23 protein-coding genes and 3 pseudogenes are annotated in these 25,596 nt (G+C 71.5%); 13 read left to right on the top strand and 13 right to left on the bottom strand.

Annotation, left to right across the window (positions count from 1 at the left end):
* Nucleotides 1-35 precede the first annotated feature (35 nt).
* Nucleotides 36-1,270 (top strand): annotated as a pseudogene (locus VS93_RS02215) (GDSL-type esterase/lipase family protein).
* Nucleotides 1,271-1,726: 456 nt separating this feature from the next.
* Here VS93_RS02215 and VS93_RS02210 read toward each other — a convergent pair.
* Nucleotides 1,727-3,703 carry an AfsR/SARP family transcriptional regulator gene (locus VS93_RS02210; protein ID WP_046468349.1) on the bottom strand — a complete coding sequence of 659 codons (1,977 nt, stop codon included), beginning with the start codon at nt 3,701-3,703 and terminating at the stop codon, nt 1,727-1,729.
* Nucleotides 3,704-3,816: 113 nt separating this feature from the next.
* Here VS93_RS02210 and VS93_RS02205 point away from each other — a divergent pair.
* A pseudogene (locus tag VS93_RS02205) lies at nt 3,817-4,694 on the top strand (alpha/beta fold hydrolase).
* Between the two features lie 28 nt (nt 4,695-4,722).
* On the opposite strand, the gene VS93_RS30165 reads toward VS93_RS02205, so the two are convergent.
* Nucleotides 4,723-4,944, bottom strand: a complete 222-nt coding sequence (locus tag VS93_RS30165; protein ID WP_052745459.1) for a zinc-binding dehydrogenase — start codon at nt 4,942-4,944, stop codon at nt 4,723-4,725.
* Nucleotides 4,945-5,065: 121 nt separating this feature from the next.
* Between VS93_RS30165 and VS93_RS02195 the strand changes: the two genes are divergently transcribed.
* On the top strand, nt 5,066-5,503 hold the full coding sequence (locus VS93_RS02195) for a hypothetical protein (protein WP_046468348.1): 438 nt from the start codon (nt 5,066-5,068) through the stop codon (nt 5,501-5,503).
* A gap of 150 nt (nt 5,504-5,653) precedes the next feature.
* Here the strand turns inward: VS93_RS02195 and VS93_RS02190 are convergent, their stop codons facing one another.
* Together VS93_RS02190 and VS93_RS02185 are read right to left on the bottom strand one after the other, a co-directional pair.
* A complete protein-coding gene (locus VS93_RS02190; protein ID WP_052745458.1) occupies nt 5,654-6,400 on the bottom strand; it encodes a hypothetical protein in 747 nt (248 codons plus the stop codon).
* Nucleotides 6,401-6,430: 30 nt separating this feature from the next.
* The gene (locus VS93_RS02185) at nt 6,431-6,661 is read right to left on the bottom strand and encodes a hypothetical protein (RefSeq protein ID WP_156184647.1); all 231 of its coding nucleotides are present in this window, start codon (nt 6,659-6,661) and stop codon (nt 6,431-6,433) included.
* A gap of 515 nt (nt 6,662-7,176) precedes the next feature.
* Between VS93_RS02185 and VS93_RS02180 the strand changes: the two genes are divergently transcribed.
* Nucleotides 7,177-7,587 carry a hypothetical protein gene (locus VS93_RS02180; protein ID WP_052745457.1) on the top strand — a complete coding sequence of 137 codons (411 nt, stop codon included), beginning with the start codon at nt 7,177-7,179 and terminating at the stop codon, nt 7,585-7,587.
* On the opposite strand, the gene VS93_RS27530 is transcribed toward VS93_RS02180, so the two are convergent.
* On the bottom strand, nt 7,573-7,770 hold the full coding sequence (locus tag VS93_RS27530) for a DUF397 domain-containing protein (protein ID WP_236700293.1): 198 nt from the start codon (nt 7,768-7,770) through the stop codon (nt 7,573-7,575). The genes VS93_RS02180 and VS93_RS27530 overlap by 15 nt on opposite strands.
* An 88-nt stretch (nt 7,771-7,858) precedes the next feature.
* A complete protein-coding gene (locus tag VS93_RS02175) occupies nt 7,859-8,125 on the bottom strand; it encodes a Scr1 family TA system antitoxin-like transcriptional regulator (protein WP_046468346.1) in 267 nt (88 codons plus the stop codon).
* A 65-nt stretch (nt 8,126-8,190) separates the two neighbouring features.
* On the opposite strand from VS93_RS02175, the gene VS93_RS02170 reads away from it, so the two are divergent.
* Nucleotides 8,191-8,538, top strand: a complete 348-nt coding sequence (locus tag VS93_RS02170) for a hypothetical protein (RefSeq protein WP_046468345.1) — start codon at nt 8,191-8,193, stop codon at nt 8,536-8,538.
* Between the two features lie 128 nt (nt 8,539-8,666).
* Nucleotides 8,667-9,422 (top strand): Clp protease N-terminal domain-containing protein, encoded by a 756-nt coding sequence (locus VS93_RS02165; protein WP_173434237.1) that lies wholly within the window; start codon nt 8,667-8,669, stop codon nt 9,420-9,422.
* 54 nt (nt 9,423-9,476) lie between these two features.
* Here VS93_RS02165 and VS93_RS02160 read toward each other — a convergent pair whose 3' ends face one another.
* From VS93_RS02160 to VS93_RS02150, 4 genes are read right to left on the bottom strand one after another with little or no spacing between them, the layout of a single operon-like run.
* Entirely contained in the window at nt 9,477-9,860 is a 384-nt protein-coding gene (locus VS93_RS02160; protein WP_046468343.1) for a nuclear transport factor 2 family protein, read from the bottom strand.
* A 17-nt stretch (nt 9,861-9,877) separates the two neighbouring features.
* Entirely contained in the window at nt 9,878-11,020 is a 1,143-nt protein-coding gene (locus VS93_RS02155) for an ADP-ribosylglycohydrolase family protein (RefSeq protein ID WP_046468342.1), read from the bottom strand.
* A 47-nt stretch (nt 11,021-11,067) separates the two neighbouring features.
* Nucleotides 11,068-11,511: an amidase family protein gene (locus VS93_RS27525; protein WP_082126556.1), complete on the bottom strand. Its 444-nt coding sequence runs from the start codon at nt 11,509-11,511 to the stop codon at nt 11,068-11,070.
* Complete coding sequence (locus VS93_RS02150; RefSeq protein WP_082126555.1) at nt 11,436-12,215, bottom strand: amidase family protein; 780 nt, start codon at nt 12,213-12,215, stop codon at nt 11,436-11,438. The genes VS93_RS27525 and VS93_RS02150 overlap by 76 nt, the downstream gene beginning before the upstream one ends.
* Nucleotides 12,216-12,366: 151 nt before the next feature.
* Here VS93_RS02150 and VS93_RS02145 point away from each other — a divergent pair, with 151 nt between their 5' ends.
* Nucleotides 12,367-13,098 carry a PIG-L deacetylase family protein gene (locus tag VS93_RS02145; RefSeq protein ID WP_046468341.1) on the top strand — a complete coding sequence of 244 codons (732 nt, stop codon included), beginning with the start codon at nt 12,367-12,369 and terminating at the stop codon, nt 13,096-13,098.
* Nucleotides 13,099-13,174: 76 nt separating this feature from the next.
* Here VS93_RS02145 and VS93_RS02140 read toward each other — a convergent pair whose 3' ends face one another.
* From VS93_RS02140 to VS93_RS02130, 3 genes are all read right to left on the bottom strand, one after another.
* On the bottom strand, nt 13,175-14,167 hold the full coding sequence (locus VS93_RS02140; protein WP_046468340.1) for an aldo/keto reductase: 993 nt from the start codon (nt 14,165-14,167) through the stop codon (nt 13,175-13,177).
* Nucleotides 14,168-14,274: 107 nt separating this feature from the next.
* Nucleotides 14,275-14,637: a hypothetical protein gene (locus VS93_RS02135; protein WP_046468339.1), complete on the bottom strand. Its 363-nt coding sequence runs from the start codon at nt 14,635-14,637 to the stop codon at nt 14,275-14,277.
* 131 nt (nt 14,638-14,768) lie between these two features.
* Nucleotides 14,769-15,926: a glycerol dehydrogenase gene (locus VS93_RS02130; RefSeq protein WP_046468338.1), complete on the bottom strand. Its 1,158-nt coding sequence runs from the start codon at nt 15,924-15,926 to the stop codon at nt 14,769-14,771.
* Nucleotides 15,927-16,131: 205 nt separating this feature from the next.
* Between VS93_RS02130 and VS93_RS02125 the strand changes: the two genes are divergently transcribed.
* From VS93_RS02125 to VS93_RS02100, 6 genes and pseudogenes are all read left to right on the top strand, one after another.
* On the top strand, nt 16,132-16,938 hold the full coding sequence (locus VS93_RS02125; RefSeq protein ID WP_046468337.1) for an ABC transporter ATP-binding protein: 807 nt from the start codon (nt 16,132-16,134) through the stop codon (nt 16,936-16,938).
* Between the two features lie 48 nt (nt 16,939-16,986).
* A complete protein-coding gene (locus VS93_RS02120) occupies nt 16,987-17,973 on the top strand; it encodes an ABC transporter substrate-binding protein (protein WP_046468336.1) in 987 nt (328 codons plus the stop codon).
* Between the two features lie 4 nt (nt 17,974-17,977).
* Nucleotides 17,978-20,010, top strand: a pseudogene (locus VS93_RS02115) (iron ABC transporter permease).
* A 146-nt stretch (nt 20,011-20,156) separates the two neighbouring features.
* A complete protein-coding gene (locus tag VS93_RS02110; protein WP_046468335.1) occupies nt 20,157-22,673 on the top strand; it encodes a PEP/pyruvate-binding domain-containing protein in 2,517 nt (838 codons plus the stop codon).
* 454 nt (nt 22,674-23,127) lie between these two features.
* Nucleotides 23,128-23,862: a YqjF family protein gene (locus VS93_RS02105; protein ID WP_236700282.1), complete on the top strand. Its 735-nt coding sequence runs from the start codon at nt 23,128-23,130 to the stop codon at nt 23,860-23,862.
* A gap of 163 nt (nt 23,863-24,025) precedes the next feature.
* Nucleotides 24,026-25,573 (top strand): pyridoxal phosphate-dependent decarboxylase family protein, encoded by a 1,548-nt coding sequence (locus VS93_RS02100; RefSeq protein ID WP_046468333.1) that lies wholly within the window; start codon nt 24,026-24,028, stop codon nt 25,571-25,573.
* Nucleotides 25,574-25,596 lie beyond the last annotated feature (23 nt).

Here is a 25,596-nt window from a genome sequence, read left to right as displayed (position 1 = left end):
GTGCGGATCAGGCATCCGGTTGACAGGCTGAGGCCATGGACCGCCAGCACGATCCCGTCCCCGGCTCCTCCGCCACGTCCCGGGCGGCGGACTGGATCACCACGCCCGTCACCGCGGACCTCCTGCGCGGCGCGCTCGACCTGGAGCGCACCGAGTACGGTGTGCTGCCGCACCGGCTACCTGCCCGGGCCCGCGCGCAGTGCGCCGACGGGCAACTGGCCACGGCGGAGGCCCAGCCCTCCGGTGTACGGCTGGTGTTCCGTACCCGGGCCGCCGCCGTCGAGCTGGACACGCTCCGCACCAAGATGGCCTACCGGGGCGCCCCACCCCGTCCGGACGGCGTGTACGACCTGCTCGTCGACGGCCTTCCGGCCGGTCGGGGCAGTGTGACCGGCGGCAACGTCCTGATGATGGACATGGCCACCGGGTCCGCGGAAACCCGGCCCGGCCCGGTCGGCACCGTCCGGTTCACCGGCCTGCCCGACCGTGTGAAGGACGTCGAGATCTGGCTGCCGTACAACGAGAGCACCCAGTTGGTCGCCCTGCGCACCGATGCCCCCGTCGAGGCTGTGCCGAAGGGGGACCGCAGGGTGTGGTTGCACCACGCAGTTCGATCAGCCACGGCTCCGACGCCGCAAGCCCCACCGCGACCTGGCCGGCACTGGCCGCCTCCCACGGCGGCGCGGAACTGGTCAACCTCGGTCTGGGCGGCAGTGCCCTACTCGACGCGTTCACCGCTCGCACCCTGCGGGACACCCCCGCGGACCTGATCAGCATCAAGATCGGCATCAACCTGGTCAACACCGACCTGATGCGTCTGCGCGCCTTCACCCCGGCCGTGCACGGCTTCCTCGACACCATCCGCGAGGGACACCCCACCCTGCCGCTGCTGGTCGTCTCGCCCATCCACTGCCCCATCCACGAGGACACCCCCGGCCCCAGTGCCCCGGACTTCGGCGACCTCAGCGCTGGGAAGCTGCGGTTCCGGGCCACGGGCGACCCTGCGGAGCGCGCCGCCGGGAAGCTGACACTCAACGTCATCCGTGCGGAGCTCTCCCGCATCGTGAAGCAGCGGGCGGCCGACGACCCCGACCTGCACTACCTCGACGGCCGCGACCTCTACGGCGAGGCGGACTTCGCCGAGCTGCCGCTGCCCGATCAGCTCCACCCCGACGCCGCCGCACACCACCGCATCGGCGAACGCTTCGCTAAGCTGGCCTTCGGCGCCGGCGGACCATTCACCGCCCGGCATGCCTGGGACGCCCGGTGACGGTGCCGAGGTAGAAGCATCCGCGCTTGTCTCTTCCTGGGGCGCGAGCGCATCGGCTTCCCGGACTCCCGTGTCCTTTCCCACCCGGATGTGGACGGTGGGCTACGCTTCCTGAGCGTCCCCGACCAGTAAGAACCTCCGGATCAGCTAAGGCGGCCGGAATTCGTGGTCGGTCAATGGCGCCGTATCGCCGGGGCGCAGGCGAGAGTGGACGTGCACCGCTCTGCCGCGCCTGGCCTGTGATAATTCGGCGCGTGCCATCACTCGTGGAACCCTCGGTGCCGCCTGGTCGGATGGCGGCGCTCGTACAGCCCGTGATCGATGCCGGTGGCGTCCTGCTGCGCCCGTGGCGGCCAAACGCCGCGAGCCCCGCCACGTCGACGACTGGCATGACATGCACCTCCACGCCCGCCTCAACCCCGACGACTGACTGTGTCCACGAGGTCGCGCGGCCCCTCATCGCGGATGCCCGAGGGCGGTGGCGAGGTCGTCGAGGTGCTCCGAGACCGGGCCCAGGGTGAGCAGGCCGCTGCCCGCCCCGGCCAACTCCGTCGCCGCGGGGGTGAGCTCGGTGCGGGCGCGCCGCATCGTCTCCCGGTCGCCGACGGCGATCGCCGCTCGCGCGGCGAGGCACCACAGGGCCTCGAACAGCAGGTCGCGGGGCGGATCGGGGGTCGTGCGCAGCGCCGCCGCGGCCTCACCGCGGCGGTCCCGGGCCAGCAGCACCAGGGGGCGGGCCCACGGCTCGTAGGGGCCCCAGTCGGTCCGTTCGTCGTCCTGGACAGGTTGTGCGTACCGCAGGCGCAGGCACAGCAGGGCGAGCGGCAGCACACCGCGTTCCAGTCCGGGCATGCCGGCGCCGTCCAGCCGCGCGGCGGCGTCCCGGTAGGCCGCCTCCGCGTCGGCCATCGGCGCCCGCTCGGCCTCGGCGAGCCGCAGCGCCCGGTACCACCGGGTGAAAACGCCCACCAGCGGCAGCTCGTGGCGCTCGGCCAAGCGGTCCGCGGCGGCCGCGTGCCCGTCGGCCCCGGAGAAATCCGCGAGCGCGCTGCGGGCCTGGAGCCGGATCAGATGTCCGAGCACCTCGTAGGTGGTCAGGCCGTTCCGGGCGGACAGGGCGACCAGCTCGGCGCCGATCGCGTCCCGGCGCGGGGCCAGCCCCGCGCGGTGGAAGGTCTGCATGAACACGCCGTTGAGGGCGAACGCCAGCAGCCCGGGGTCCTCCAGGCCGCGGGCGGTCTCTTCCGCCCGCCGGGCCGCTTGGGGCCCGCGCGCTGAGCGGGCGCCGCGCGACTCCAGGGCGATCGTGGCCAGCAGCCGGGCCCGGAGCGCCTGGTGCGCGCCCGGCGGGAGAGCGTCCAGGGTGCGCTCGGCCGCCGCCACGACACGCGCGGCCTGCTCCGGGTCGTCCACCCGGGCCCAGATCGCCGGGACGTCATAGGCGCCGATCACGCGGGCGGTCAGTTCCGGGTCGCCCAGTTCCTCCGCCGCCGTGATGGCCGCCACGCGGTGCCGGCGGGCCTCCTGCAGGCCGCGGCCTCCCGTCACCGCGAGGCCGCGCAGCAGGTCCACCGCCGACTCCAGCCGGACCCGGGCACCGGGTGTCACGGTGCGGTCGTAGGCGGCGGCCGCCTGCGCCCACACCCGCTCCGCCGTACCGTCCGGTCCGGACGCGGGGTCGAGGTGGCGGGCGTGGTCGAGGATGTCGGATTCCAGGCGGCGCAGTGCCGGGCCCGGATCGACCCCCAGCTGCTCGACGAGGAGCGCTCGCGCCCGGCGCAGCACCGCGAGCGCGTCGCCCTGGCGGCCGGTGCGGTACAGCGCGAGGGCCAGCAGCCGCCAGGCGTCCTCGCGCCAGGGGTGCTCGGCCACGTGCGCGTCCAGATCCGGCACCGCCTCGGCGGCGAGCCCCAGGGCCAACCGGGCCGCGGCTCCGCGCTCGACGGCGTGCAGCCGCAGCTCGCCAAGGCGGGAGCGCTCCGCACGGGCCCAGGGCTCCTCGGTGAACTCGGCGTAGGCGGGACCGCGCCACCATCCCAGCGCCTCCTCCAACCGGGTGAGCGCGTGCCGGGGCGGCAGAGTCGCGGCGGCGGTCACCGCCCGCTCGAAACGCCAGGCGTCCACCGCGTCCGGTTCGGCGCGCAGCGCGTACCCCGGCCCCTCGGTGACCAGCAACCGGGCCGGAGCCCGGGGCGGGCGCCGCGGTTCCAGCGCGCGGCGCAGCGCGGCCACGAAGGTGCGCACCGCGCCCACCGCGCCCGGAGGCGGATCCACCCACAGGTCATCGACCAAGCGGGAGACCGGGACGACACGGCGGCGGGCGACGACCAGCCGGGCCAGCACCGCGCGGTGCCGCGGCCCCTTCAGCGCGATCACGTCCCCGGAACCGTCCCAGGCCACCACCGGCCCCAGCACACCGAACGCGACCCGCACCCCTGCCCCCTTTCCGGGGCATCGCCCCTCGTCACGGTAGCGCGCTGATCGGATGCTCATCGGCGCCCGGCAGGCTTTGCAGCACCTGACCACCTATGGAGGAGGGCGAAACCATGGCGCCTGGCATCGCCGGATTCAGCTACCAGCACGTCCCCGTCGCCGACGGGGTGTCCCTGAACGCGGCCGTCTCCGGCTCGGGCAGTCCGATCGTGCTGCTGCACGGCTTCCCGCAGACCCACCTGATGTGGCGGCACGTCGCCGCCGACCTCGCGGCCGACCACACCGTGATCTGCCCCGACCTGCGCGGCTACGGTGCCAGCGGCAAACCCGCCGAGACCGACGGAACCGTCTACGCCAAGCGCACCATGGCCGCCGACATCGTCACCCTGGCCCGTGCGCTGGGGCACGAGCGCTTCGCGCTGGCCGGGCACGACCGCGGCGCTCTGGTCGCCTTCCGCACCGGGCTGGACCACCCCGGGGCGATCACTCACCTGGCCTGCCTGGACGTGCTGCCCACAGTGGACATGTGGGAGGTGATGCGCGGTGTCACCGCCGCCGTCGGCTTCCACCTCTACCTGATGGCCCAGCTCCGGGGCTGCCCGAGCGGATGATCGCCGCCAGTGCGGACGCTTTCTTCGGCCACTTCCTCGACCTCTGGGCCAACGACCCGCACGCGATCCCCGGCGACGTCCGCGCCGCCTACCTGGACGCCTGCCGCGACGCGGTGCCCTCGATCGTGGCCGACTACCGCGCCTCCGCGGGCATCGACCTCGACCACGACCGGGCCGACCGGGAGGCCGGCAACCGGCTGCGGATGCCGGTCACCGTGCTCCAGCAGGACTGGGGCGCCGCCCTCGGCTTCGACGCGGCCGCCCTGTGGCGCGCATGGGCGCCCGACCTGCGGCACACCACCGTCACCTGCGGCCACTTCATGGCCGAAGAGGCACCTGCCGACGTCGCCAAGGCGCTCCGCGACCTCCTCGCCCGCTGAGCGGCGGAGGCGGGCGGCGGCGCGGGGGTCAGCCGGGTTCGGGGGCCATCGTGAGGACGACGCTTCCCTTCTTGTGTCCGGTGCCGACGTGCCGGTGGGCGTCGGCGGCCCGCTCCATCGGGTAATCGCGCTCGATCACCGGCCTGATGCTGCTCTTCTCGGCGAGTTCGGTGAGCAGGAGCAGGTCCTTGGCCTTACCGCTCTGCGCCAGTTCAAGCGGGCACGCTCTCAGGAGAGTGCCGACCAGCACGGCACAGGCGCAATCCGGCCGGCCGTCGGGGACAACCCCGCGTCCGGACACGGCGTCACACAGGCGAGAGCAGGCGGTGACCCGGGTCACCGCCCCCCGACCGGCCTCATGAGGAGACGTCATGCCGTCCCTGCCCCCGGCCCGGCTCCGTGCCGGGCGCGTAGCGCTCGCCGCCGTCGCCGCACCGATCCTGCTGCTCACCGCCACCACCGCCACAGCGGCCTCGGCCGAGGACTCCGCGTCCGGCGCCGAGACCCGCCGGATCGCCACCACCACACTCGGCTCGGACCTGAAGGTGACCCTCACCGCCCACCGATCCGGCGAGTACGAGGCGACCGTCGAACTCGTCGCCTTCCGCCACGAGCAAGGCGGCTGGCAGGAGGCGGACCGCGCCCCCGTTGGGGAGACGTGGTTCTGGTACCCGCTGACCGGCAAGGGCGCGGTCTGCGAACTGACCGTGACCAATCCGCCGGGCGACGCTCCCAGCGTCACCGTCAGTCTCCTCCAGAGTCCGTCCCTGGGCTGCTCGGAGCCTTACACCATTCCCATCGGCGAGTGAGCCCGCAGGGCGTGGCGCGCAACCTGGACGAGCTGCTGGCTGGATGCCCGATCGACCGGGTTGACTTCCCCCACGGCTGAAACCGGGGGCCGCGCCGCGAGAAACTTTATGGTCAGATATTCGCTTCCCGGAGGCGGCTGGCCGTGAGCATCAACGGTGTGCTGACTCCGTGCTGGGAACTCGCGTCGGCGAGGAAAGCCGACAGCCATCCCAGGGCATCAAACGACCACTCGGCGAGGGTGCCGCGAAACGTGGCCGCGTGGCGAGCGGGCCCGAGCACAGCTCGTCGATAACGGCGGGGGGCAGATCCATATCGTCCTCGTCCGCCAGGGAGAACGAGTCGCACGAGAAGACGTCCTGCTCGAATTGTCGTATCCACTGGAGCATTTCGGGGGCTGCCGAGTGGATGGACGGGTCCTGCCCGCTGTCCAATGTCACCCGCACCCGTGTTCTGGCCCGCGGATCGGAGTCGGCGAACCAGCCACTGTCCTGAAGCAGGGTCATCACGGCGCTTCCGCCCAAGTACGCGCCTGCCGAGGTATCCAGGTCCTGCACAGGCAGCAGGACCTGAACCGCCTGCAGGCGCGGCGTGCCGATACGCGCCACAACGCTGCCGGCGCACGCGAGGAATGCCTGCACCGGCAACGGTCGTCCGGCAGGGACCGGTTCGGTCAACGACACCTGAAACCACGCGATGCGTGACGGCTGCGATCCGGAACCCGGCTCCTGACCGGCGTCGTTCATGCCCCAGACACCGTTGGACGCGCCCTCCGCGGCCTCAGCGAGCCACCCCATCGCCGAGGATCTCGCGACGAACAGGCTGTAGGCGTCTGAGGAGGCGACGGCGGGGTCTCGCCATGGGTGCGGCACCAGCTCACCGTGCAGAGCCGCGAACATGGTGCTGTTGGGTCTGGTGCTCAAGGTGCGTTACCGCCTGCATCTGATGTTTCGAGCCGGAGTGGTGAGCTTGCGCGGGTCGTCGGCCTGCCCGACCAGGTCCACGTCGATGACGCTGCGCCACCCCGTCAGGCTGCTGTTGTTGCACCCTGCCCGCCCGGTCGCACGGTTGCCGGCGCCGCCGCCGGACGCCACCGTCTTCCTACCCACACTGCCTATGTTCCGCCATCTTCCGTCGCTGTAGTACTGCTGCAGCTGCACCGTGACAACCGCCAGCCTGGCGCTGCAATTGCCGTTGACCCACCAGCCGTGTCCGGACGCCTCGAAAGCGGACGAGGAGACGTGTACGTAGTCGCCCCTGGTCTGGAAAACGCACACCGCCGAAGACGAACGGGTGTTTTCTGTGGAACCCGTGTTGTCTAATGTTGCTTCGCCGCCGCTTGCTGGGGCAGGTGCGGGAGCGGGAGTTGCCTTCGCTGAATCCGCGATCGCCGGAGTCTGCGACCCCACGAGCAGTATCGCGCTCACGACGACGCAGGATGTTAAGGAGATCCGACGAAGAACGTGACGCGGCGACCTTTTTTCCTCTTGATTTTTGAACACAAGACCCCCCGAGCAGTAACGTTGCCCACATTCACGGGCAACCATTAACTCAGAGAGTAGCGAGCACGAAAGATCACTTCTATGCCACAATCAAGATGGCCAGAATAGGCCATTTTTGTTGAATCTTGATATTTATGGATTCGAATTTCTACGTTATCTCCCGTTTGGACCGAATGCCGGCATCCGGTGCTCGACCTCCTTACGACGCGCTGAACTGCGCGGCCATCGCCTACGCCGGGAATCTGTACGGGATGCTCGCCAACGGCAGCGTCATCGACCGCGCGCACCGGGCGGCGGTTCACACGGTCCGGACTTTCGGCCTGGAGAAGGGGGAGCGGATCCGGCTGTTCACCGCTTCCGAGACCGCTTCCGGTCGCGGGTTGGTCCCCGCCGTCCACCTCCGGCCGCCGGACACCGAACCGGTCAAGCCGGGGGTCACCGCTGCGCTGGTACACCTGAGCGGAAGCCGTGCGGAGGTCGACCGGGCCCGGTCGGTCTTGCGGGCACTGGACTCCGCGGATCTGCGGACCCGCTGGCTCCCGCTTGAGGATCAGAAGGGGGAGGGCGGCTCAGAGCAGCCGTGACTTGACGCCACCGAGGAAGAGAGTCCACTCGGCGGCGGAGAACAGGAACATGCCGTGACCGGGGTGGCGCGAGTCCCGCACGGCGTACCTGGGCGCATCCGCTACCGGTCCGGCTTCAACGCACTGGCCGCCACCATTCTCGCTGTAACTACTAGTACGCCAGCCAACAACCGCAACCTTCACCTCCGGCGAGGTCTGAGCTGGTGGCTGCGGAGTATTCACTATGTCTCCTCAATCAGTCCCGTGATGAAATCGACCGAAGCCGTCTCATTTAGGCATAGTCCCAGATTCGAGCATATCGCTCGGCCATGGGATCGGTATCGGGCTGCTCGATGTAGGCGCCACCCTTGGGAGTCTCGACGTAGACGACATCCGGGTAGGGATCGGCCATGCCGAAGAAAACAACGACCTCTGATTGGCAGACCTGGGCCGTTCCTTCATACGTCAGCACGCGGACATGAACGTTGGAGCGTTCGGATACCCGAACGAGGTGTCGAAGCTGGTCGTTGAGAAATTGAGTGATGGCGAAGGACGCCACGACAGCCCGGACGGGATCTGGAGTTGGCGCTCGTCCCGCCCGGGCCGCGTATCCCCGGAGGGCTTATGGACAAGCACGACCCCGGTTCCCGCTCTGTCTACCACGAAGGCACCGCGGGCACCGACCCCCAGCCCGTCCCCGAGCAGGACGAGGCACCCGAACTGTTCTCCGACGAGCAGATGGAACGCCGCATCGCGGCTCTCACCGCCGGACTGGCCACGCTCGGCCTGAACGTGCGCACTCCTGATCCGGCGGACCCCTACCACCTCAAGGCGGAGAACCTCTCCCCATGCGCCTCGGTGGAGATCGACCTGGACGAGGACGGCGGGGCGACGTGGGAGGTCTACAGCGAGGCCGCCGAGCACACACCGCTGAAGGAGATCGTTGAGCGGGTGTCCCGCGCGATCGCCTGAGGGCCCCACGAGTGTTTCCTGGCGGCGACATCCAGGTCAGCAGGACCAGAAGCGCCCAACGCCCCCGGAGCCCGAATATCGTCAACACGAAGTTGACGCATTCAGGGTCGTCAACCTATGGTTGACGCATGACAGATCCAGTTCGCATGACACACCCCGTACGACTCGACGACCTGATCGAGGCCATCAAGAAGGCCCGCCCCCACACCCTCGACCAGCTCTCCGACGCGGTCATCGCCGCGGAGCACCTCGGCGAAGTGGCCGACCACCTGATCGGCCACTTCGTGGACCAGGCACGGCGCTCGGGCGCTTCCTGGACGGAGATCGGCAGGAGCATGGGGGTCAGCAAGCAGGCGGCGCAGAAACGCTTCGTCTCAAAAGACTCTGGCGAACAGCCGGATCTCGACCCCGACCAGGGGTTCAGCCGGTTCACCCTGCGGGCGAAGAACGTCGTGATGGCGGCGCAGAACGAGGCCCGCGCGGCGGCCAACGACGAGATCCGCCCCGAGCACCTGGTGCTGGGCCTGCTGAGCGATCCGGAGGCACTTGCGATAAAGGCGATCGCCGCGCAGGACGTGTCGCTGGAGGCCGTCCGGCAGAGCGCGACCGCGGCGCTGCCGCCGGCGGCCGAGCAGGTGCCCGACCTCGTCCCCTACGACCAGCAGGCGCGCAAGGCGCTGGAGCTCACCTTCCGGGAGGCCCTGCGGTTGGGGCACAACTACATCGGGACCGAGCACATCCTGCTCGCGCTACTGGAACTCGAGGACGGCACAGGCGTGCTCTCCGGCCTGGGCATCGACAAGGCGAGCGCCGAGGCCACCATCACCGAGATCTTGGCCACCATCATCGCCTCCCTTGAGCAGGGGAGCGAGGGACAGCAGTAGCGAGAACCCCCACTGCGGGTTCCGCCATGCGGCGCCGAGGAGGGGCGGCCGGCCTCAGGGCAGCGGGGTCGCCTGGTGGAACAGCATCCGCCAGGTTCCGTCGGCGCCGCGGCGCCACAACGAGCTGCGGGCGGCGTCGCGGCCGGGGCCGCGAACGGTGTAGGTGAGGTGGACCAGCCCGGGTGCGAGGACCCGGGCGCTCATCCCCTCAGGAGCGCCGGGCCCGCCCTCGGCGTCCATCCCGGGCAGCGCCGCCAGGATGGCGTCGCGCGTCCACCACCGCCCTGAGCGGCCGATCTCGGTGAAGTCGGAGTCCAGCAGCGCGCCGGCCGCAGCGGGGTCGTCGCGCACGGCGGGGTCGAGCAGGCGCAGTTCGCCCGCTACGGCGGCCTCGCACGCGGCCCGCTCGGCGTCGGGGGAGGCGTTGTCGGAATCCATGGCGGCCGCGACTCCCGTCAACCGCGATAGCGGTCGGTCCACCGGGTGAACGGGCCGTACTCGCCGTGCAACCGGTCCGGGGCGGTGAACTCCCACACGAAGTCGTCGGCGAGTTGCAGGATCGTGCCGCGCCCCTCCACCTCGAAGGCGAGTTCCGGCGGGAGCGTGCTCTCCCCGTGCAGCGCGCCGAGGATGTTTCCGCAGACGGCGCCCGTGGAGTCGCTGTCGCCGGAATGGGTCACGGCGAGCGCCAGCGCGTCGAGGAACGCATCAGGGGTGGGTCCATCGTGGACCAGCGCCGCGTAGACCGCGATGGCCAGCGCCTCCTCCGCGATCCACCCGCCGCCCAGCCGCTCCACGGTCTCCGCGCACACCGGGCTGCTCTCCGCGGCCGCGCGGGCGGCGCTAAGGGCCTCGCTTGTCTCCTCGTGCCCGTCGTGGCGGGCGAGTTCGCTCATCACGCCGTCGAGCGCCCCGCTCAGCCCGTCGCCGGCCACCAGCCGGTGGACGAGGAGCGCGAGCGCGCCCGAGGCCAGTTTTCCCGTCGGGTGGCCGTGCGTGAGACCGGCGGCCTCGGCGGCCCAAGAGAAGATCGCGGGACCGTGGTCACCCCTCCACGGCGGCAGCAGGCCGATGGGAGCGCTGCGCATGACACCGCCGCACCCCTTGGAACCGTTGTCCGCCGCGGCGCCGTAGCGCTGCCGCTCCCCGGTCGGCGCCGCGGCCGCGGCGAGCGCGTTCAGGCAGGTGTTTCCAGGGGCCCGCCTGGCGTACAGCCAGCGCTCGCGGCGCAGCCAGCCCGCCCGATCGCCGCTCGGCTCCGCGCGTGTCTGCGTCTCGTACCAGGTCAGGTAGCTCCTGTGCAGCAGTCCTACCGGATTGAAGCCGAGCCCGCGGTCCCGGCGTATCCCTGCCTGGGCCAGTCCCTCCACGGTGAACAGGGTCATCTGCGTGTCGTCGGTGACCAGGCCGAACCGGGGCGCTCCGCCCGTGTGGTCGGCGCAGTATCCCCGCACACCGCGCTCGCCGTGCTCGGCGCGGATCCTGGAGAGGGCGACGAACTCCACCGGCGCCCCAAGGGCGTCGCCGATGGCGCCGCCGAGCAGGCATCCCCGCACCCGCGACCGGTATCCCTCGGCCTGTGCCCGGCTCAGCTCCACCCTCGCACCTCCTCATCGGCCGCCGCCGTGGAGAAGCCTAGCCGCACTCATCCGGCGTCAGCGGCGGAGGGAAGGAGGTGGTCGTGGTGGCGCCTCGCGACGACCTGCAGGCCCACGGGCAGGCCGGACGCGGTGAATCCGGCGGGCAGGCTCAGAGCCGGGTGGCCGGTCAGGTTGAACGTCCAGGTCAGTTCCGTTCCCACCCGGTCTCCCGGGCCGTCGTGGCCGTGCGGCTCGCACGGCGTGGTGGGGGTCAGGATCAGCTCGACCCGTTCGAACACCTGGCGCAGCCGCCGCTCGATCTCGGCGTGCTCCGCGCCGGCGGCGGTGTCGGGGCGCCTCCGGCGCAGCGCCATCCATGCCCGGGCGGGGTCGATGAGCTCCACCTCGGGATCCCGCCGCAGCGCCACCCGGCCTATGGCGGCCAGCCGCCGCGCGGCGCTGTAGGCGATGTCGGCATCGGTTGCGGCGAAGCCAGGGTGGGCGACCACACCGCCGATCGGGGCGTCTCCGTGCTGAGGGCGCGGGTGAATCGGCCCTCCTGCCGCGGGAACAGCACATCGAGGACAGTGGCGAGGTCGCCGGCGTTGGCCGCCAGCGGGCCGAGTGCCCCCAGGCCGTCGCCGCGCCGGGTGGGCAGCCACGCGTTCGTGGGTTTCATGCCCAGCACGCCGCACCATGCGGCGGGGATGCGGATCGACCCGGCGCTGTCGCCGCCGGTGGCCAGCGGAACGATCCCCGCCGCGACGGCGGCCGCGGATCCGGCCGAGGAACCGCCGGGCACGCGATCGGGGCACCACGGATTGCGGGTCGGGCCGCGCTCGGTGCTGCCCCAGGTCTGGTAGTCCGTGCCCGGTCCCGGCACGGAGGTGGCGCCGAGCGGGACGCAGCCGGCCGCGATCAGCCGGTCGGCGATCGCCGAGGTGGTGCCGCCCCACGCCTTGACCGCGATTGGAACCCCGGCCAGCGGGAATGTGGCTCCCCGGACCACGGCCGCGTCGATCTGCCGCGCCACGCGCACCGCGTGCTCGGGCCACACCTCGCGAAAGGCCCGCAACCGCTCGTCCTCGCGTGTGGCGCGTTGCAGCGCCGCCCGCGCGAACTCCTCCGCGGACGCCGAGCCTCCGGAAACCCTGTCGGCGATGTCGGCCACCGCCGGCCACGCCGTGGCGGGGTCGGGCTCACTCGATCGCATCGGCACTCACCCGTCGCTGGACCCGCGCGGCGTCGGCCGGACGGCCCCAGCCTGGTTTCCCCCTTTCGAGGGCCGGCCGTTTTCGCCGCCGGGAGCCGGGGAACGTCAGGGGCGCGAGACGACGCACGCGACCGATCACACGGGGGACGCGTTGACCGAGCAGCTCGAGCCGATGCCCACCGAGTGGCGCCGGGCCCTGGCGATCGTCGCCCATCCCGACGATGTCGAGTACGGGACCGCCGCCGCGGTCGCCACCTGGGTCGACGGCGGCCGTGAGGTCGCCTACCTGCTCGCCACGCGGGGAGAGGCCGGAATCGAGGGGGTGCCGCCGGAGGAGTCGGCCGAGATCCGCGAGCGGGAGCAGCGGGCCGGCGCGGAGGTGGTCGGCGTCTCGGCGGTGGAGTTCCTCGGCCACCATGACGGGGTGATCGAGTACGGTCCCGCGCTGCGCCGCGATCTCACAGCGGCGATCCGCGGCCACCGCCCCGAGCTGGTGGTGACCATCAACCACCACGACACCTGGGGCAGGGGCGCGTGGAACACCCCGGACCACCGGGCGGTGGGGCGGGCGGCGCTGGACGCGGCCGCCGACGCGGGCAACCGCTGGATCTTCCCCGAGCTGGCCGACGAGGGCCTGGTGCCGTGGGACGGGGTGCGCTGGGTGGCGGTCGCCGCCTCGCCGCAGCCGACCCACGCCGTCGACGTGACCGGGGGACTCGAACGAGGGGTGCGCTCCCTGCTGGAGCACCGCACCTATATCGAGGGGCTCACCGACACCGATCCGGAGAGCTACTGCCGTGACATCATGAAGCAGATCACCGGCAGCGCCGCGCCCCGTTTCGGCGACCGCCCCGCGCTCGCCTTCGAACTGTTCTCCCGCTGAGGACCGGCCCCGGAACACGCCCGCCCGCACAGCGGTGCGACGGGGTGTGCGGGCCGGTACCTCCACGGCGGGGCGCTCACAGACCCACGCGGCGCATGCCGTCGGCGGGGTAGCGCTCGCCCGCCGCGGCGCCGCGTGGCGCCGCCCGGCTCAGCTCGTCCAGCTCCGTGGGGGTGAGCGCCATGTCGGAGGCGGCGACGTTCTCCCCCAGGTAGGTGCGGCGTTTGGTTCCCGGAATCGGCACGATGCCGTCGCCTTGGGCGAGGACCCAGGCCAGGGCGAGCTGGCCCGGAGCGACACCCCTGGCCCCGGCGAGGGAGCGCACCCGTTCGACCAGGGCGAGGTTGGCGTCGAAGTTCTCCTGCTGGAAACGGGGCAGGTTGCGGCGGCGGTCGTCCTCGGCCAGGTCCTGGGGGCCGCGGATCGCGCCGGTGAGGAAACCGCGGCCCAGGGGGCTGTAGGCGACGAACCCGATGCCCAGCTCCCGCACGGTCGCGAGCACGCCGTCCTCCTCGACATCGCGCGTGAACAGCGAGTACTCGCTCTGCAGCGCCGTGATCGGGTGCACGGCGTGGGCGCGGCGGATGGTCTGCGGGGCCGCCTCGGAGATCCCCAGGTGGCGCACCTTCCCCGCGTCGACGAGCTCGGCGAGGGCGCCCCAGGTCTCCTCGATGGGCACGTCGGGGTCGACGCGGTGCTGGTAGTACAGGTCGACGTGGTCGACGCCCAGCCGGCGCAGCGACCCCTCCAGCGCCTGGCGCAGGTACTCCGGGCGGCCGTTCACCTGGCCGATGAGCTTGCCCTCCGGGGTGACCTCGTTGCCGAACTTGGTGGCGATGACCACCTGGTCCCGGTGTCTGCGCAGCACCGGGCCGACCAGTTCCTCATTGGTCCACGGCCCGTACATGTCGGCGGTGTCGAAGAAGTCGATCCCCAGCTCCAGTGCCCGTTCCAGGGTCCGCACCGACTCCGCGTCGTCGCGGCCGGCGTAGGAGAACGACATCCCCATGCACCCCAGGCCCTGCTCGGAGACGGTCAGGCCCTGGCTGCCGAGCGTGCGCTTGCGCATGCTGTTCCCTTCCCTTCGTCGATGCTGGCGCCTGACCGCCACTCTACGGACCGCGCGGCCGCGGTCCCCGCGCATGAGGGGAGCACGCGGCCGGGGCGCTCCCGGAATCAGTCCTGGATGTGCCGGACGCTGTAGGCGCACACCGCCGCCCAGGAGGCGGCCGCGGCGGCGATCTTGAGGCGCTGGGCGCGTTCGGGCAGGCCGAAGCCGAAGACGAGCGCGTCGCCGAGGTCGGAGGCCACGCGGGCGGCGACGGCGGCCCGCAGTGCCGGGCCGTTGGGGGCGCACATCATCGCCGCGCCGATCGCGATGTCGCGCACTCCGATGGCGTTCATGAGCAGCCTGGTGTCGCGGGGGACGCGCCCGTCGGGCCCGGTGTGCCCGCTGGGGCCGGCTATCAGGCGTGGGCGGACGATGAAGGCGGTGCTGAAGGCGATCGTCGCGGCTCCCAGCAGGCGGGGCAGTTGCATACCGTCCGTCCTCCTTCCCGGTTCGGTTTCGGGGTCGCCGACCATCGTGGCCCTCCGAGTAGGCGGGCGCACCGTCCGGTGCGAAGAACCGCGGGGCGCGCGCCGCCGGCTTCCGGCACCGCCTTCGCCCCTCAGTGCCGCTCGGGCGGCTGGGGAGCGCCGAGTCCGGCGCGGATCCGGCCCTGCCGGCCGATGGCCTCCACCGCGCGCAGCGCGTCGCGCACGTCGCGCCGCGAGGGGGTGAAGGGCAGGTTGTGGATCGTCTCCTGGGACGCCATGGCGGCCTCCACGACCGTGCCCAGGACCGCGTCGCCGGCGTCGGCGAGCCCGGCTTCAGTGAGCGTGGTCGGCAGCCCGACGCGCGCGGTGAACTCGGCGAACTCCTCGATCTCGTCCGTGGGCGCGTCTTCGAGGACCAGTTGGGTGAGCGAGCCGATGTTGACCTTCTCGCCGTGGGCGAGGTGGTGGGTCTCGTCGACGGCGGTGAGGCCGTCGTGGATCGCGTGCGCGGCCGCCAGCCCTCCGGATTCGAAACCCAGCCCCGAGAGCAGCGTGTTGGCCTCCACGACCGCCTCCACGTCCGGGGTCACGAGGTTCTCCTGCACGGCCCGCAGCGCCGGCAGCGCCGACTCCCACAGGATGTCCCAGGACAGCCGGGCCAGCGCAGTGCCCGCGCGTGTGGGCCGCCCGCCCACCATGGTCGGCCGGTCGGCCTCGCGCACGGCACGGGCCTCGATCCAGGTGGCCAGCGCGTCGCCCACTCCCGCGGAGAGGAACCGGACAGGGGCGTCGGCCACCATCTGGGTGTCGACCACGACCAGGGCGGGGTTGCGGTCGTAGAAGCGGTAGCTCTCGAAGGCGCCCGACTCGGTGTAGATCACCGAGAGCGCGGAGGTCGGCGCGTCGGTCGAGGCCACGGTGGCGGCGCTTACCCAGGCGGCGCCGGCGTCGTCGCCCGCCGCCTTGGCCGTGTCGATGGCCGCGCCGCCGCCCATGCCGATGACGACGTCGTGCCCCTGCTTGGTGATCACCTCCGCGACGCGCCGGATCTCGTTCCTGCTCGGTGTCCCGGTGAAGCGTTCGAAGGACAGTGGGAGATCGGCGTCCTTGAACGAGGCTTCGAGGGTGGGTTCGGCCAGCTCGCGGACGATGTCGTCGGTGAGGACCAGCGGCCGGGAACCGAGCGGCGCGACCCGGTGCCCCAGGTCGGCCAGTGCGCCGCGCCCCTGGACGTAGCGGCTCGGCGAGGCGAATACGCGCAGCGAGGCGGACGTCGTTGACTCGGCCATGGCCGGCCCCCTTCTCGGTCGGCGGAGTCTTCTCCCTTCTCCGGCTGACCCAGGCCTGTGTGCTCAAACGTCGGCGCGCGGGCTCCGCGGCCGAGCCGGTCTCCGTGCGCGTCCAGGCCGCGGTGCAGCGAAAACACCCACCCCGCTTAGGTTTGGTTTACCTAATTCGGTAGGGTGCTCCCGTGATCGACGTGAGAGGTGCCCTGTGAGACGAGGTGAGGTCCGGCTCCTGGCGGAAGGGCTCGATGCGGGCCACGCGAAACAGCGGATACTCTCCGGCGTCGACCTCGCGCTGCGCGCGGGCGAGGTGACCGTTCTCGTGGGGCCGAACGGCTGCGGGAAATCGACCCTGCTGCGCACCATGGCGGGGCTCCTGCCGCCGCTCGGCGGCGGCGTAGGGGTCGAAGGCGTCCCGCTCGGCTCGCTGTCACGGCGCGCTCTCTCCCAGCGGCTGGCGTTCCTCCCGCAGACGGCACAGGTGCCGGCGGGGGTCACCGTGCGGGAACTGGTGCGCCACGGCCGCTACGCCCACCGCGGGGCGTTCGCCCGCCACACGGCCGACGACGCCGAATCGATCGAGTGGGCGCTCGCCGTGACCGACGCCGAGCCGCTCGCGCACCAGCGCCTCGACGAGCTCTCCGGCGGTGAACGCCAGCGCGCCTGGCTCGCCACCGTGCTCGCCCAGCGGGCCAACATCCTGCTGCTCGACGAGCCGACGACCTACCTGGACCTGCGGCACCAGTTCGAGGTCCTGGACGTGGTGCGCACGCTCGCGCACGATCACGGCATCGCGTGCGGGGTCGTACTGCACGACCTGATGCAGGCCGCCTCCTACGCCGACACGGTCGCCGTCATCGCCGACGGGGCGGTGGTACGGACGGGATCCCCGTCCGAGGCGCTTACCCCGGACTCCATCGCCCAGGCGTTCGGGATCCGGGTCAGTGTGGTCCGCGACCCGGACTCCGGCCATCTCGCGTGCTTTCCCATCCGGCCCGACACGGCCGCGCTCTGAGACTCCACGAGAGCGCCCCGAAATCCCCGACACACAAGGTGGCTTCCCATGAACAGGCTCATACGCATGCTGGCGACCGGAGGCTCCGCCGCCGTACTGACGCTCGCCGCGGCCGGGTGCGGCTCCGGAACCGTGAGCGACCCGGGCGGCGACGGCAACGGCAACGGTACCGGTGAGATCAGCGTCGAGACCGCTCGCGGTCCCGTCGGGCTGCCCGAACCGGCGGCCAGGGTCGTCTCGCTGGAGTACGCCTACACCGAAGAGCTGCTCGCGCTCGGTGTCGAGCCGGTCGGCGTCGCTGACAGCGAGGGGTACCGGACCTGGGTCTCGGCGGAGGGCACCGAGCTTCCCGGCGGTGTCGAGGACGTCGGCACGCGCCAGGAGCCGAGCATCGAGAAGATCAGGGCGCTGGAGCCCGACCTGATCGTCTCCGACGAGGACCGCCTCAAGGAGAACTTCGACCAACTGGAGGAGATCGCGCCCGTAGTGTCCTTCCAGCCGACCGACGAACCGCAGCTGGACACCATGCGGACGAACTTCGCCGAGCTGGGCAAGGCCGTCGGGAAGGAGGACGAGGCCGAACAGGTCCTCGCCGACCTCGACGAGAAGACGGCGGAGGTCGAGGAGCGGCTGGACGAGGCGGGCAGATCGGGCGAGACGTTCGCGCTGGCGCAGGGCTTCTCCGAGGAGGGCGCGCCGAGCATCCGGATGTTCACCGGCGACGCGGCCGCCGCAGCGCTCCTCGAATCGGTCGGGCTGGACAACGGCTGGGACGGCGAACCGGACGAATGGGGCATGACGACCGTTGGCGTCGAAGGCCTGACCCGGGTCGAGGAGGACGCCGTCTTCCTGTACGTGGCCGCCGAGGAGGACAACCCGTTCACCGGGGAGCTGCGGGACAACTCCGTGTGGCAGGACCTGTCGTTCGTGGCGGACGACCGCGTCGCCGGACTCGACCCCGGCACCTGGCTGTTCGGCGGACCGCTTTCGTCGATGCAGCTGCTGGAGGAGACCGCCAAGGCATTCGAGGCCTAGCGGGATGCTCAAGGCCGAAGGCCGCTCCCTGCGCCGTCCGCCAGCGACGCTGGTGGGCGGCGCAGTCTCGTGCGCGCTGCTCGGTGTCGTCGTCGTGCACATCGGGCTCGGCGCCTCCGGAGTCGGCGTCGCCGAGTTCGCGGGCCTCCTCGCCGGCCGGGCGGACCCGCACGCCGAGGCCGTACTGCTGGGCAGCCGCCTGCCGCGCACGCTCGCCGGACTCGTCACGGGGATCGCGCTCGGCGTGTCCGGCACCCTGCTCCAAGGGGTGACCCGCAACCCGCTCGCCTCGCCCGACACCCTCGGCGTCAACGCGGGGGCCTATTTCGCGGTGGTCGCGGTGGCGTTCACGGGCCTCAACGTCGGCCTGCTCACGGGCGGGGGAGTGGCCTTCCTCGGCGGGCTGCTCGCGATGCTCGTGGTGTACCTCCTCACGGTCGGCGGCGTGCTGACCCCGGGGCGCGTGCTGCTCGCGGGGGCCACGGTCATGCTCGCCGGTACGGCCGGGGCGGAGTTCCTGCAGATCCTGGACGAGAACTCCACGCGGGGAATGTACGTGTGGGGCAAGGGGTCGCTGCTGCAGACCGGGCTGGAACGCCCGCTGGCGGCCGGTGTCTTCGTCGGCTGCCTGTTCCTGGTGGCGCTGCTGTTCGCCCGGCAGCTCGACCTGATCGCGCTCGGCGACGAGACCGCGGAGGCGATGGGGGTGCGGGTCGGCCGCGTGCGGCCGGCCGTGCTCGTGCTCGCCGTGCTGCTCGCCGCGGCCGCTGTGACCGTGACCGGTCCGGTCGCCTTCGTCGGGCTCATCGCGCCGGTCGTGGTGCGGATGCTGGGGGTCAACGCGCACGCGGCGCGCCTGCCGCTGGCCGCGCTGGTCGCCGCCGCGCTCGTGGTGGCCGCCGACACCGGCGCCCAGCTCCTGCTGCCCCCATCGGCCGGGCACGGTGAACTCCCCGTCGGGGTGGTCACCGCGCTGCTCGGCGGACCGGTGTTCGTGTTCCTGGCCTCCAGAATCACCACGGGCGACGCCGACGTCGGAGCGGCGGTCGCCACGGCGCGCCCGCGCGGCGCGGACAGCTACCTGCTCGCCCTGGCGGCCTGCGTGGCCGCGCTGGCGGCGGCGATGGCGGTCGGCCTGCGCGTCGGGGACGTCGCGGTCGGCTGGCAGCAGTTGAGCGCCGTGCTCCTCGGCTTCGGCGACGGCGCCAGCCACGCCGTTGTGGCCTACCGTCTGCCGCGGATCCTCGTCGCCGCGCTCGCGGGTGCCTGCCTCGCGGTGGCGGGGGCCGCCGTGCAGTCGGTCGTGCGCAATCCGATCGCCGAACCCAACCTGATCGGCGTAACCCAGGGTGCCGCTGTCGGCGCCGTGCTCGTCATCCTGACCGCGCCCGCCGCGCCCGCCGCGGTGCTTCCGCTTGCCGCGGCCGTCGGCGGGATGGCCACGCTCGGTCTGGTCATGCTGATCGCGCACGGGCGCACCGGCCTCGATCCCACGCGGGTGGTCCTCGTCGGCCTGGGCTGCGGCTACACGGCGCAGGCGCTGGTGCACATGCTGGTGGTCGGCGCGCAGATGAACCTCTCAGCCGCGCTGACCTGGCTTTCCGGCAGCACCTACGCCCGCGATTTCACCGCGCTGGGGTGGCTGGCCGCCCCTGCCGCTGCCGCCGTGCTCCTTGTGTGCCTCTCCCGGTCGGTGGACCTGCTCGCCTTCGGCGACGACCTTCCCCGCGCGCTCGGCCTCTCCCTCGGCCGTGCCCGGGTGCTGGTACTGGGGTGCTCCGCTGTACTCGCCTCCGGCACGGCCGCCGCCGTCGGCACCGTCGGGTTCGTCGGTCTGGTCGCCCCGCACCTGGCGCGCCGCATCGTGGGCGGCGCAACGGCGCGTCTCGTTCCCATGGCCGCGCTGCTCGGTGCGGTGCTCGTCGTGAGCGCGGACGCCTGGGCCGGTCCCTGCTCGCTCCGGTGGAGATCCCGGTCGGCGTGGTGACCGCCCTGATCGGTGCGCCCTACCTGATATGGCTGCTGCGCAGGACCTGAGCACCCCTGTCGGCGGTGCGGCGCTCAGCGCGGGGACTCGGAGCCGTTCCTCTGTTCCGCTTGGACATCACAGCCGACCCGGCACGCGATAGCCCGTCCGAGGGTATTTTCAACAAGCGTTGAGTTTTCGGGGTAGCCTCTGGCTCATGACTTGGACAGTCGGGTTCGCCGAGATCGACGGCGACATGCTCGCTTCGGTCGGCGGTAAGGGCGCGAACCTCGGCGTCCTGACCAGGGCCGGTTTGCCGGTGCCGCCCGGATTTTGCGTCACGACGGATGCGTACAAAAGGGTGGCCGGCGCTGATCACACCAACGCGCGGGAGCGGCTGCTGAACGACGAGATCCCCGCGGAAATCGTCGAGGAGATCACCGAGGCCTACCAGGCGCTTGGGGAGAACGTCCCGGTGGCTGTGCGGTCGTCGGCCACGGCGGAGGACCTGCCGTTCGCGAGCTTCGCCGGTCAGCAGGACACGTACCTCAACATCATCGGCGCCGAAGCGGTACTCGCGGCAACGCGCAACTGCTGGGCGTCGTTGTGGACAGACCGCGCGGTCGCTTACCGGGCCACCAACGGGATCGACGAGGACACTGTTCGGCTCGCGGTCGTCATCCAGCGGATGGTCCAGTCGGATGTGGCCGGCGTGATGTTCACGGCCAACCCCGTGACCGGTCGGCGCCACCAGTACGTGATCGACGCCGGCCCGGGGCTCGGCGAGGCCGTCGTCTCCGGCGCGGTGAACCCGGATCACTTCGTGGTGACGGACAACGAGATCACCGAGCGCCGCATCGGCGACAAGCGCATCGTGATCCGCTCACGTCCCGAGGGCGGCACCGAACAGATCGAGCGGACGGGCACCGACCCCTGCCTCACCGACGACCAGATCCTCGCCCTCGCCAGACTCGGTGCGGCAACGGAGAACCACTACAAGAGCCCGCAGGACACCGAGTGGGCCATCGAGAACGGCGAGCTCTGGCTCACCCAGGCGAGACCGATCACCACCCTCTACCCTCTCCCCACGCAAACCGCGGAGGACACACGGGCGTATTTCTCGTTCAGCATCGCGCAGGGTCTCTACCGCCCGATCACCCCGAGCGGTCTAGCCGCAATACGGCTGATCGCGAGTTCGGCCAGCAAACACATCGTCGGCTACCCGGTGCGAAATCCGTTCGACGGACCGCCGATGGTCCTCACCCCCGGTCAACGGGTCTTCATCGACGTAACCGACCCGATTCGCAGCACGGTCGGCCGCATGATCGTCCCGAAGGTCCTCGATGTGATGGAAGCCCGGTCCGCGAAGATTCTTAAAGGATTGTTCGACGATCCGCGGTTCTCGCTCAAATACACCTCGCGCCGCAAGTTCCTGCGACGACTACTGAAGGTCGCGTTGAAGTACCGCGTCCCGTTGCGGGGCCTGCGGGCGATCGCCGCGCCGGACGCCGCCCACCGCCACGTGGCCGAACTCTGCGAACGGCTGCGAGTCAAGGCGTACCTGCCGGAGCCGGCGACCCGGCAGCAGCGGATCGATCACATTTGCAGGCTGCTCGGTGGGGCCGCCCCCGTGCTGCCCACCGTGCTCCCGAGTGTGGGAGCCGGGTTCGCCATGCTGCTCCTCGCGCGCAAGCTGACCGGGGCCGACAGCGTGCAGGAGGTGCTACGCGGCCTGCCGCACAACATCACCACCGAGATGGACCTGGAGCTATGGCAGATCGCCACCCGCATCCGGGCGAACGAGGAGGCCCGGGCCCGGTTTCTGGACACCCCGCCGGAGTGGCTGCGCTACCAGGATCTTCCGGACGTCGGGATCGGCGCGTTCCTGGAGAAGTGGGGGCACCGAGCGGTCGCCGAGATCGACCTCGGCATGCCGCGGTGGGCCGATGATCCGACCCACATTCTCGGCGTGCTGGCCAATTATCTCAGACTGGACGACCCGGACCTCGCTCCCGATAGGCAGTTCGCCCGCGGTGCCGCCGCGGCGCAGGCCACGATCGACCGGCTCGCCGGTCAGGCGCGGGTGAAGTGGATGGCCCGGTTCGCGTTCGACCGTGCGCGGCGGCTTATCGGTCTGCGGGAGATGCCCAAGTACTACCTGATCGTGGCTCTCGACGCCGTCCGGCGGCAGCTTCTCAAGTTGGGCGAGGAACTGGTCGCGACCGGCCGGGTCGCGCGGGTCGAAGACGTGTTCTTCCTGGATTTCCAAGAGATGCTCGGCGAGCACGACCTCCGTCATGTGATCACCGGTCGGCGGGCTGCCTACGACCTGGAATTGCGCTGCCGCAGGCTGCCCAGGGTGCTGTTGTCCGACGGCACCGAACCCGAGGCTTTGACCCAGGCCCCGGCGACGGATGGGCTGGTCGGCACGCCCGCGTCCGCGGGCACGGTCACCGGCACGGCCCGTGTTGTGCTCGATCCGGTCGGCGCTCACCTGGAACCGGGCGAGATCCTGGTCGCGCCGAGCACCGATCCCGGCTGGACGCCGTTGTTCCTGACCGCGGGCGGTCTGGTGATGGAGATGGGCGGGCCGAACTCGCACGGCGCGGTGGTGGCGCGCGAGTACGGCATCCCGGCCGTCGTGGGTGTCGCGGACGCGACGCATCGGATCACCACAGGACAGACGATCACCGTCGACGGGGCCACCGGCGCCGTCGTCCAGCAGTTCGCTTGAACCCGACACCGCACCGGCTCGCCGCTGCTTGAGGCATGGGGAACGGTCCCGGCCTCGGGCCTTCGACGGGCCGGATCGCTACCGGGTGGCGGGTCCGGGGCGGGCAGGTCGCCGCCGTCGCTGAGGGAGCCGGGCAGGTCCACCGGCACGGTGGCCGTTCCGTGTCCGCAGAGCTCCGCCGCCGCGTCGCTCCAGGACCACGGGCCGAGAAAGCTGCCGTGGACGAGTACGAAGGTGGCGGGGGAGGCCACGCCCCACCCTAAGAGCCGATTGCCCCGCATCCCGTAAAAGCCGCGGGCCCGCTGCCGCGACTCTTTCCGGACTCTTGGAGGAGGCCCGCAGAAACCCGGTACCGCGTCTTCGGCCTCATGAGTGGGGCGCTACCGTCGGAAGCGGCCTCAGGGGGCCGCGTGGCCCCAGTGGTGGGGGAGTCCTGGTGGAGGGGGCGTCCGCAGTGCACGACGAAGACCGGCTTCCCTCCGCCACGGCCGCGCCACTGCCCGGGCCGCCGCTGGTGAGGCAGAGCTGGCGCGACACCACGTTCGTGCACTGGCCGGTGGCGCCCGCCGACGTCGCGCCGCTGCTGCCCCCGGGCACCCGGCCGGACACGCTGGGCGGGGTGAGCCATGTCGGTCTCGTCGCGTTCCGCGTGACCGCCACCACGGTGGCGGGAGTGCTCCCCACAGGCGGATTCACAGAGGTGAACGTGCGGCTGTACGCGGTGGACGGCGCGGGCCGCCGCGGGGTCGTCTTCGTGACCATGGACGCCGACTCGCTGCACAGCGTCCTGGCCGCCAGGGCGCTCACCGGTCTGCCCTACATATGGTCCGACACCAGCCTGCGTCCCCAGGAGGGCGGCATCGCCGCGGGGGCGGTCCGGCGCCGGTGGCCCGGCGGCCACGCGAGGGGCCGCTGGCGCATAGCCGTGCGGGATCACCTCGCCGAGCCGTCCCCCTTGGAGCGGTTCCTGACCGCACGATGGGGCCTGCACACCGCCCATGCCGGCCGCACCTGGTGGATCGGCATCTCCCACCGGCCCTGGCGGCTGTTCCGGGCCGATCTCCTGGCCTATGAGGGAAACCTCGTCGACGCCGCCGGTATCCCCCTCGGGGAGCAGCCCCCCATCTCGGTCCTGTGGTCACCGGGCGTCGACACGGACGTGTGCCCGTCGCCCGCTCCGGTCGCCTGACCGAGCTCCGGCACCGGAGGGGTGCGGGGCGCGCTCGCCCGTTGGGAGGGCGGGCGCTTAGGCGATCCGGGGACGCCGTGTACCCGCCCCCACGCACACCCCACAAGGCGCGTAGGTTAGCCTAACATTCGTTTGTTTAGGCTAGCCTTAGTTAGGATGGCTCATGACTCTCCTCGGGCACCCCGACGAGGACCGCCCTCCCGAACCCGACGACGCATCCCCGGCCTCCCGCGCGAACCTCCTCAACCACCGGAACGCGGAACGGTACCGGCGCGCGGTCACCGACGGGGTTGAGCAGGTCGCACAGAGACTGTCCCAGGTCACCCAGCCCGCTACCGGCGTCTCCGTTCCCGAGCTCACGACCGAGTTCACCGAGATCGACCTCGATCGGCCGCTGCACGACCCCAGCAGCGCCCTGGACGAGCTTGAGCGCGTCTACCTGCGGGACGCCGTGTACTTCCACCACCCCCGCTATCTCGCCCACCTCAACTGCCCGATCGTGATCCCGGCCCTGCTCGGCGAGGCGGTGCTCTCCGCTGTCAACTCCTCACTCGACACCTGGGACCAGAGCGTGGGAGGGACGCTGATCGAACGCCGGCTGATCGAGTGGACGGCGCGGCGCATCGGCCTCGGCCCGGCCGCCGACGGCGTCTTCACCAGTGGGGGGACGCAGTCCAACCTGCAGGCGCTGCTGTTGGCCCGCGACGAGGCGTGCGCGGCGGTGCGGCGGGAGTCCCCGTCCGTCCCGCGCTCGTGCGACATCCTGCCCCGGCTGCGGGTACTCACCTCCGAATGCGCCCACTTCAGCGTCGCGAAGTCGGCGGCTCTGCTCGGGCTCGGGTACGAGGCCGTGCTGTCCGTGCCCTGCGACGAGGAGAAGCGGATGCGGACGCCGGCGCTGGCCGCCGAACTCGACCGCTGCCGCGGTGAGGGGCTGATCCCCATGGCCGTGGTCGCCACGGCCGGAACGACCGACTTCGGCAGCATCGACCCGCTCGACGAGATCGCGGACGTGTGCGAGCGCGCGGGCGTGTGGCTGCACGCCGACGCCGCGTACGGGTGCGGCCTCCTGGTCTCCCGCAGGCGCCGGCTCCTGGCGGGCATCGAACGCGCGGACTCGGTGACCGTGGACTTCCACAAATCCTTCTTCCAACCGGTCAGCTCCAGCGCGGTGCTGGTACGCGACCGGGAGACCCTGCGGCACGCCACCTACCACGCCGACTACCTCAATCCGGCCAGCAGCGCCGAGAACCTCATCCCCAACCAGGTCGACAAGAGCATCCAGACCACCCGGCGCTTCGACGCGCTCAAGCTCTGGCTGACCCTGCGCGTCATGGGAGCCGACGCCGTCGGGGAGCTCTTCGACGCGGTGGTGGACCGCACGGCCGAGGCGTGGAGCCTGCTGGACGCCGACCCCCGGTTCGAGGTCGTGACCCGGCCGCAGCTGAGCACTCTGGTGTTCCGCTATCTGCCCTCGGCCGAGGCCAGCCCCGAACTGTGCGACCGCGTCAACCTGCACGCCCGCCAGTCCCTTTTCGACTCGGGTGCCGCCGTCGTGGCCGGCACCACCGTCGCCGGCCGGAACTACCTGAAGTTCACCCTGCTGAACCCGGAGACCTCACTGCGCGACATCTCCGACGTGCTCGACATGATCGCCGAGCATGCCGGTATGGCCGAACTCGAGGAACTCAGCCGCTCCCGCGTCAGTTAGCCGACCCTCACCGGATTGGAGAG

Origin of the sequence: Allosalinactinospora lopnorensis (genome assembly GCF_000981225.1) — a bacterium.
Lineage (GTDB): Bacteria > Actinomycetota > Actinomycetes > Streptosporangiales > Streptosporangiaceae > Allosalinactinospora > Allosalinactinospora lopnorensis.
The sequence above is the reverse complement of the archived record's forward strand: the minus strand, read 5'-3'. Positions and strand labels throughout refer to the sequence as shown.

Coding starts and splice junctions, on each gene's coding strand:
- VS93_RS02195 (WP_046468348.1), top strand. CDS start 5,066: ATGCCGTCCCTGCCCCCGGCCCGGCTCCGTGCCGGGCGCGTAGCGCTC.
- VS93_RS02190 (WP_052745458.1), bottom strand. CDS start 6,400: ATGTTCGCGGCTCTGCACGGTGAGCTGGTGCCGCACCCATGGCGAGAC.
- VS93_RS02180 (WP_052745457.1), top strand. CDS start 7,177: ATGCCGGCATCCGGTGCTCGACCTCCTTACGACGCGCTGAACTGCGCG.
- VS93_RS02170 (WP_046468345.1), top strand. CDS start 8,191: ATGGACAAGCACGACCCCGGTTCCCGCTCTGTCTACCACGAAGGCACC.
- VS93_RS02165 (WP_173434237.1), top strand. CDS start 8,667: ATGACAGATCCAGTTCGCATGACACACCCCGTACGACTCGACGACCTG.
- VS93_RS02160 (WP_046468343.1), bottom strand. CDS start 9,860: ATGGATTCCGACAACGCCTCCCCCGACGCCGAGCGGGCCGCGTGCGAG.
- VS93_RS02150 (WP_082126555.1), bottom strand. CDS start 12,215: ATGCGATCGAGTGAGCCCGACCCCGCCACGGCGTGGCCGGCGGTGGCC.
- VS93_RS02140 (WP_046468340.1), bottom strand. CDS start 14,167: ATGCGCAAGCGCACGCTCGGCAGCCAGGGCCTGACCGTCTCCGAGCAG.
- VS93_RS02135 (WP_046468339.1), bottom strand. CDS start 14,637: ATGCAACTGCCCCGCCTGCTGGGAGCCGCGACGATCGCCTTCAGCACC.
- VS93_RS02130 (WP_046468338.1), bottom strand. CDS start 15,926: ATGGCCGAGTCAACGACGTCCGCCTCGCTGCGCGTATTCGCCTCGCCG.
- VS93_RS02120 (WP_046468336.1), top strand. CDS start 16,987: ATGAACAGGCTCATACGCATGCTGGCGACCGGAGGCTCCGCCGCCGTA.
- VS93_RS02110 (WP_046468335.1), top strand. CDS start 20,157: ATGACTTGGACAGTCGGGTTCGCCGAGATCGACGGCGACATGCTCGCT.
- VS93_RS02100 (WP_046468333.1), top strand. CDS start 24,026: ATGACTCTCCTCGGGCACCCCGACGAGGACCGCCCTCCCGAACCCGAC.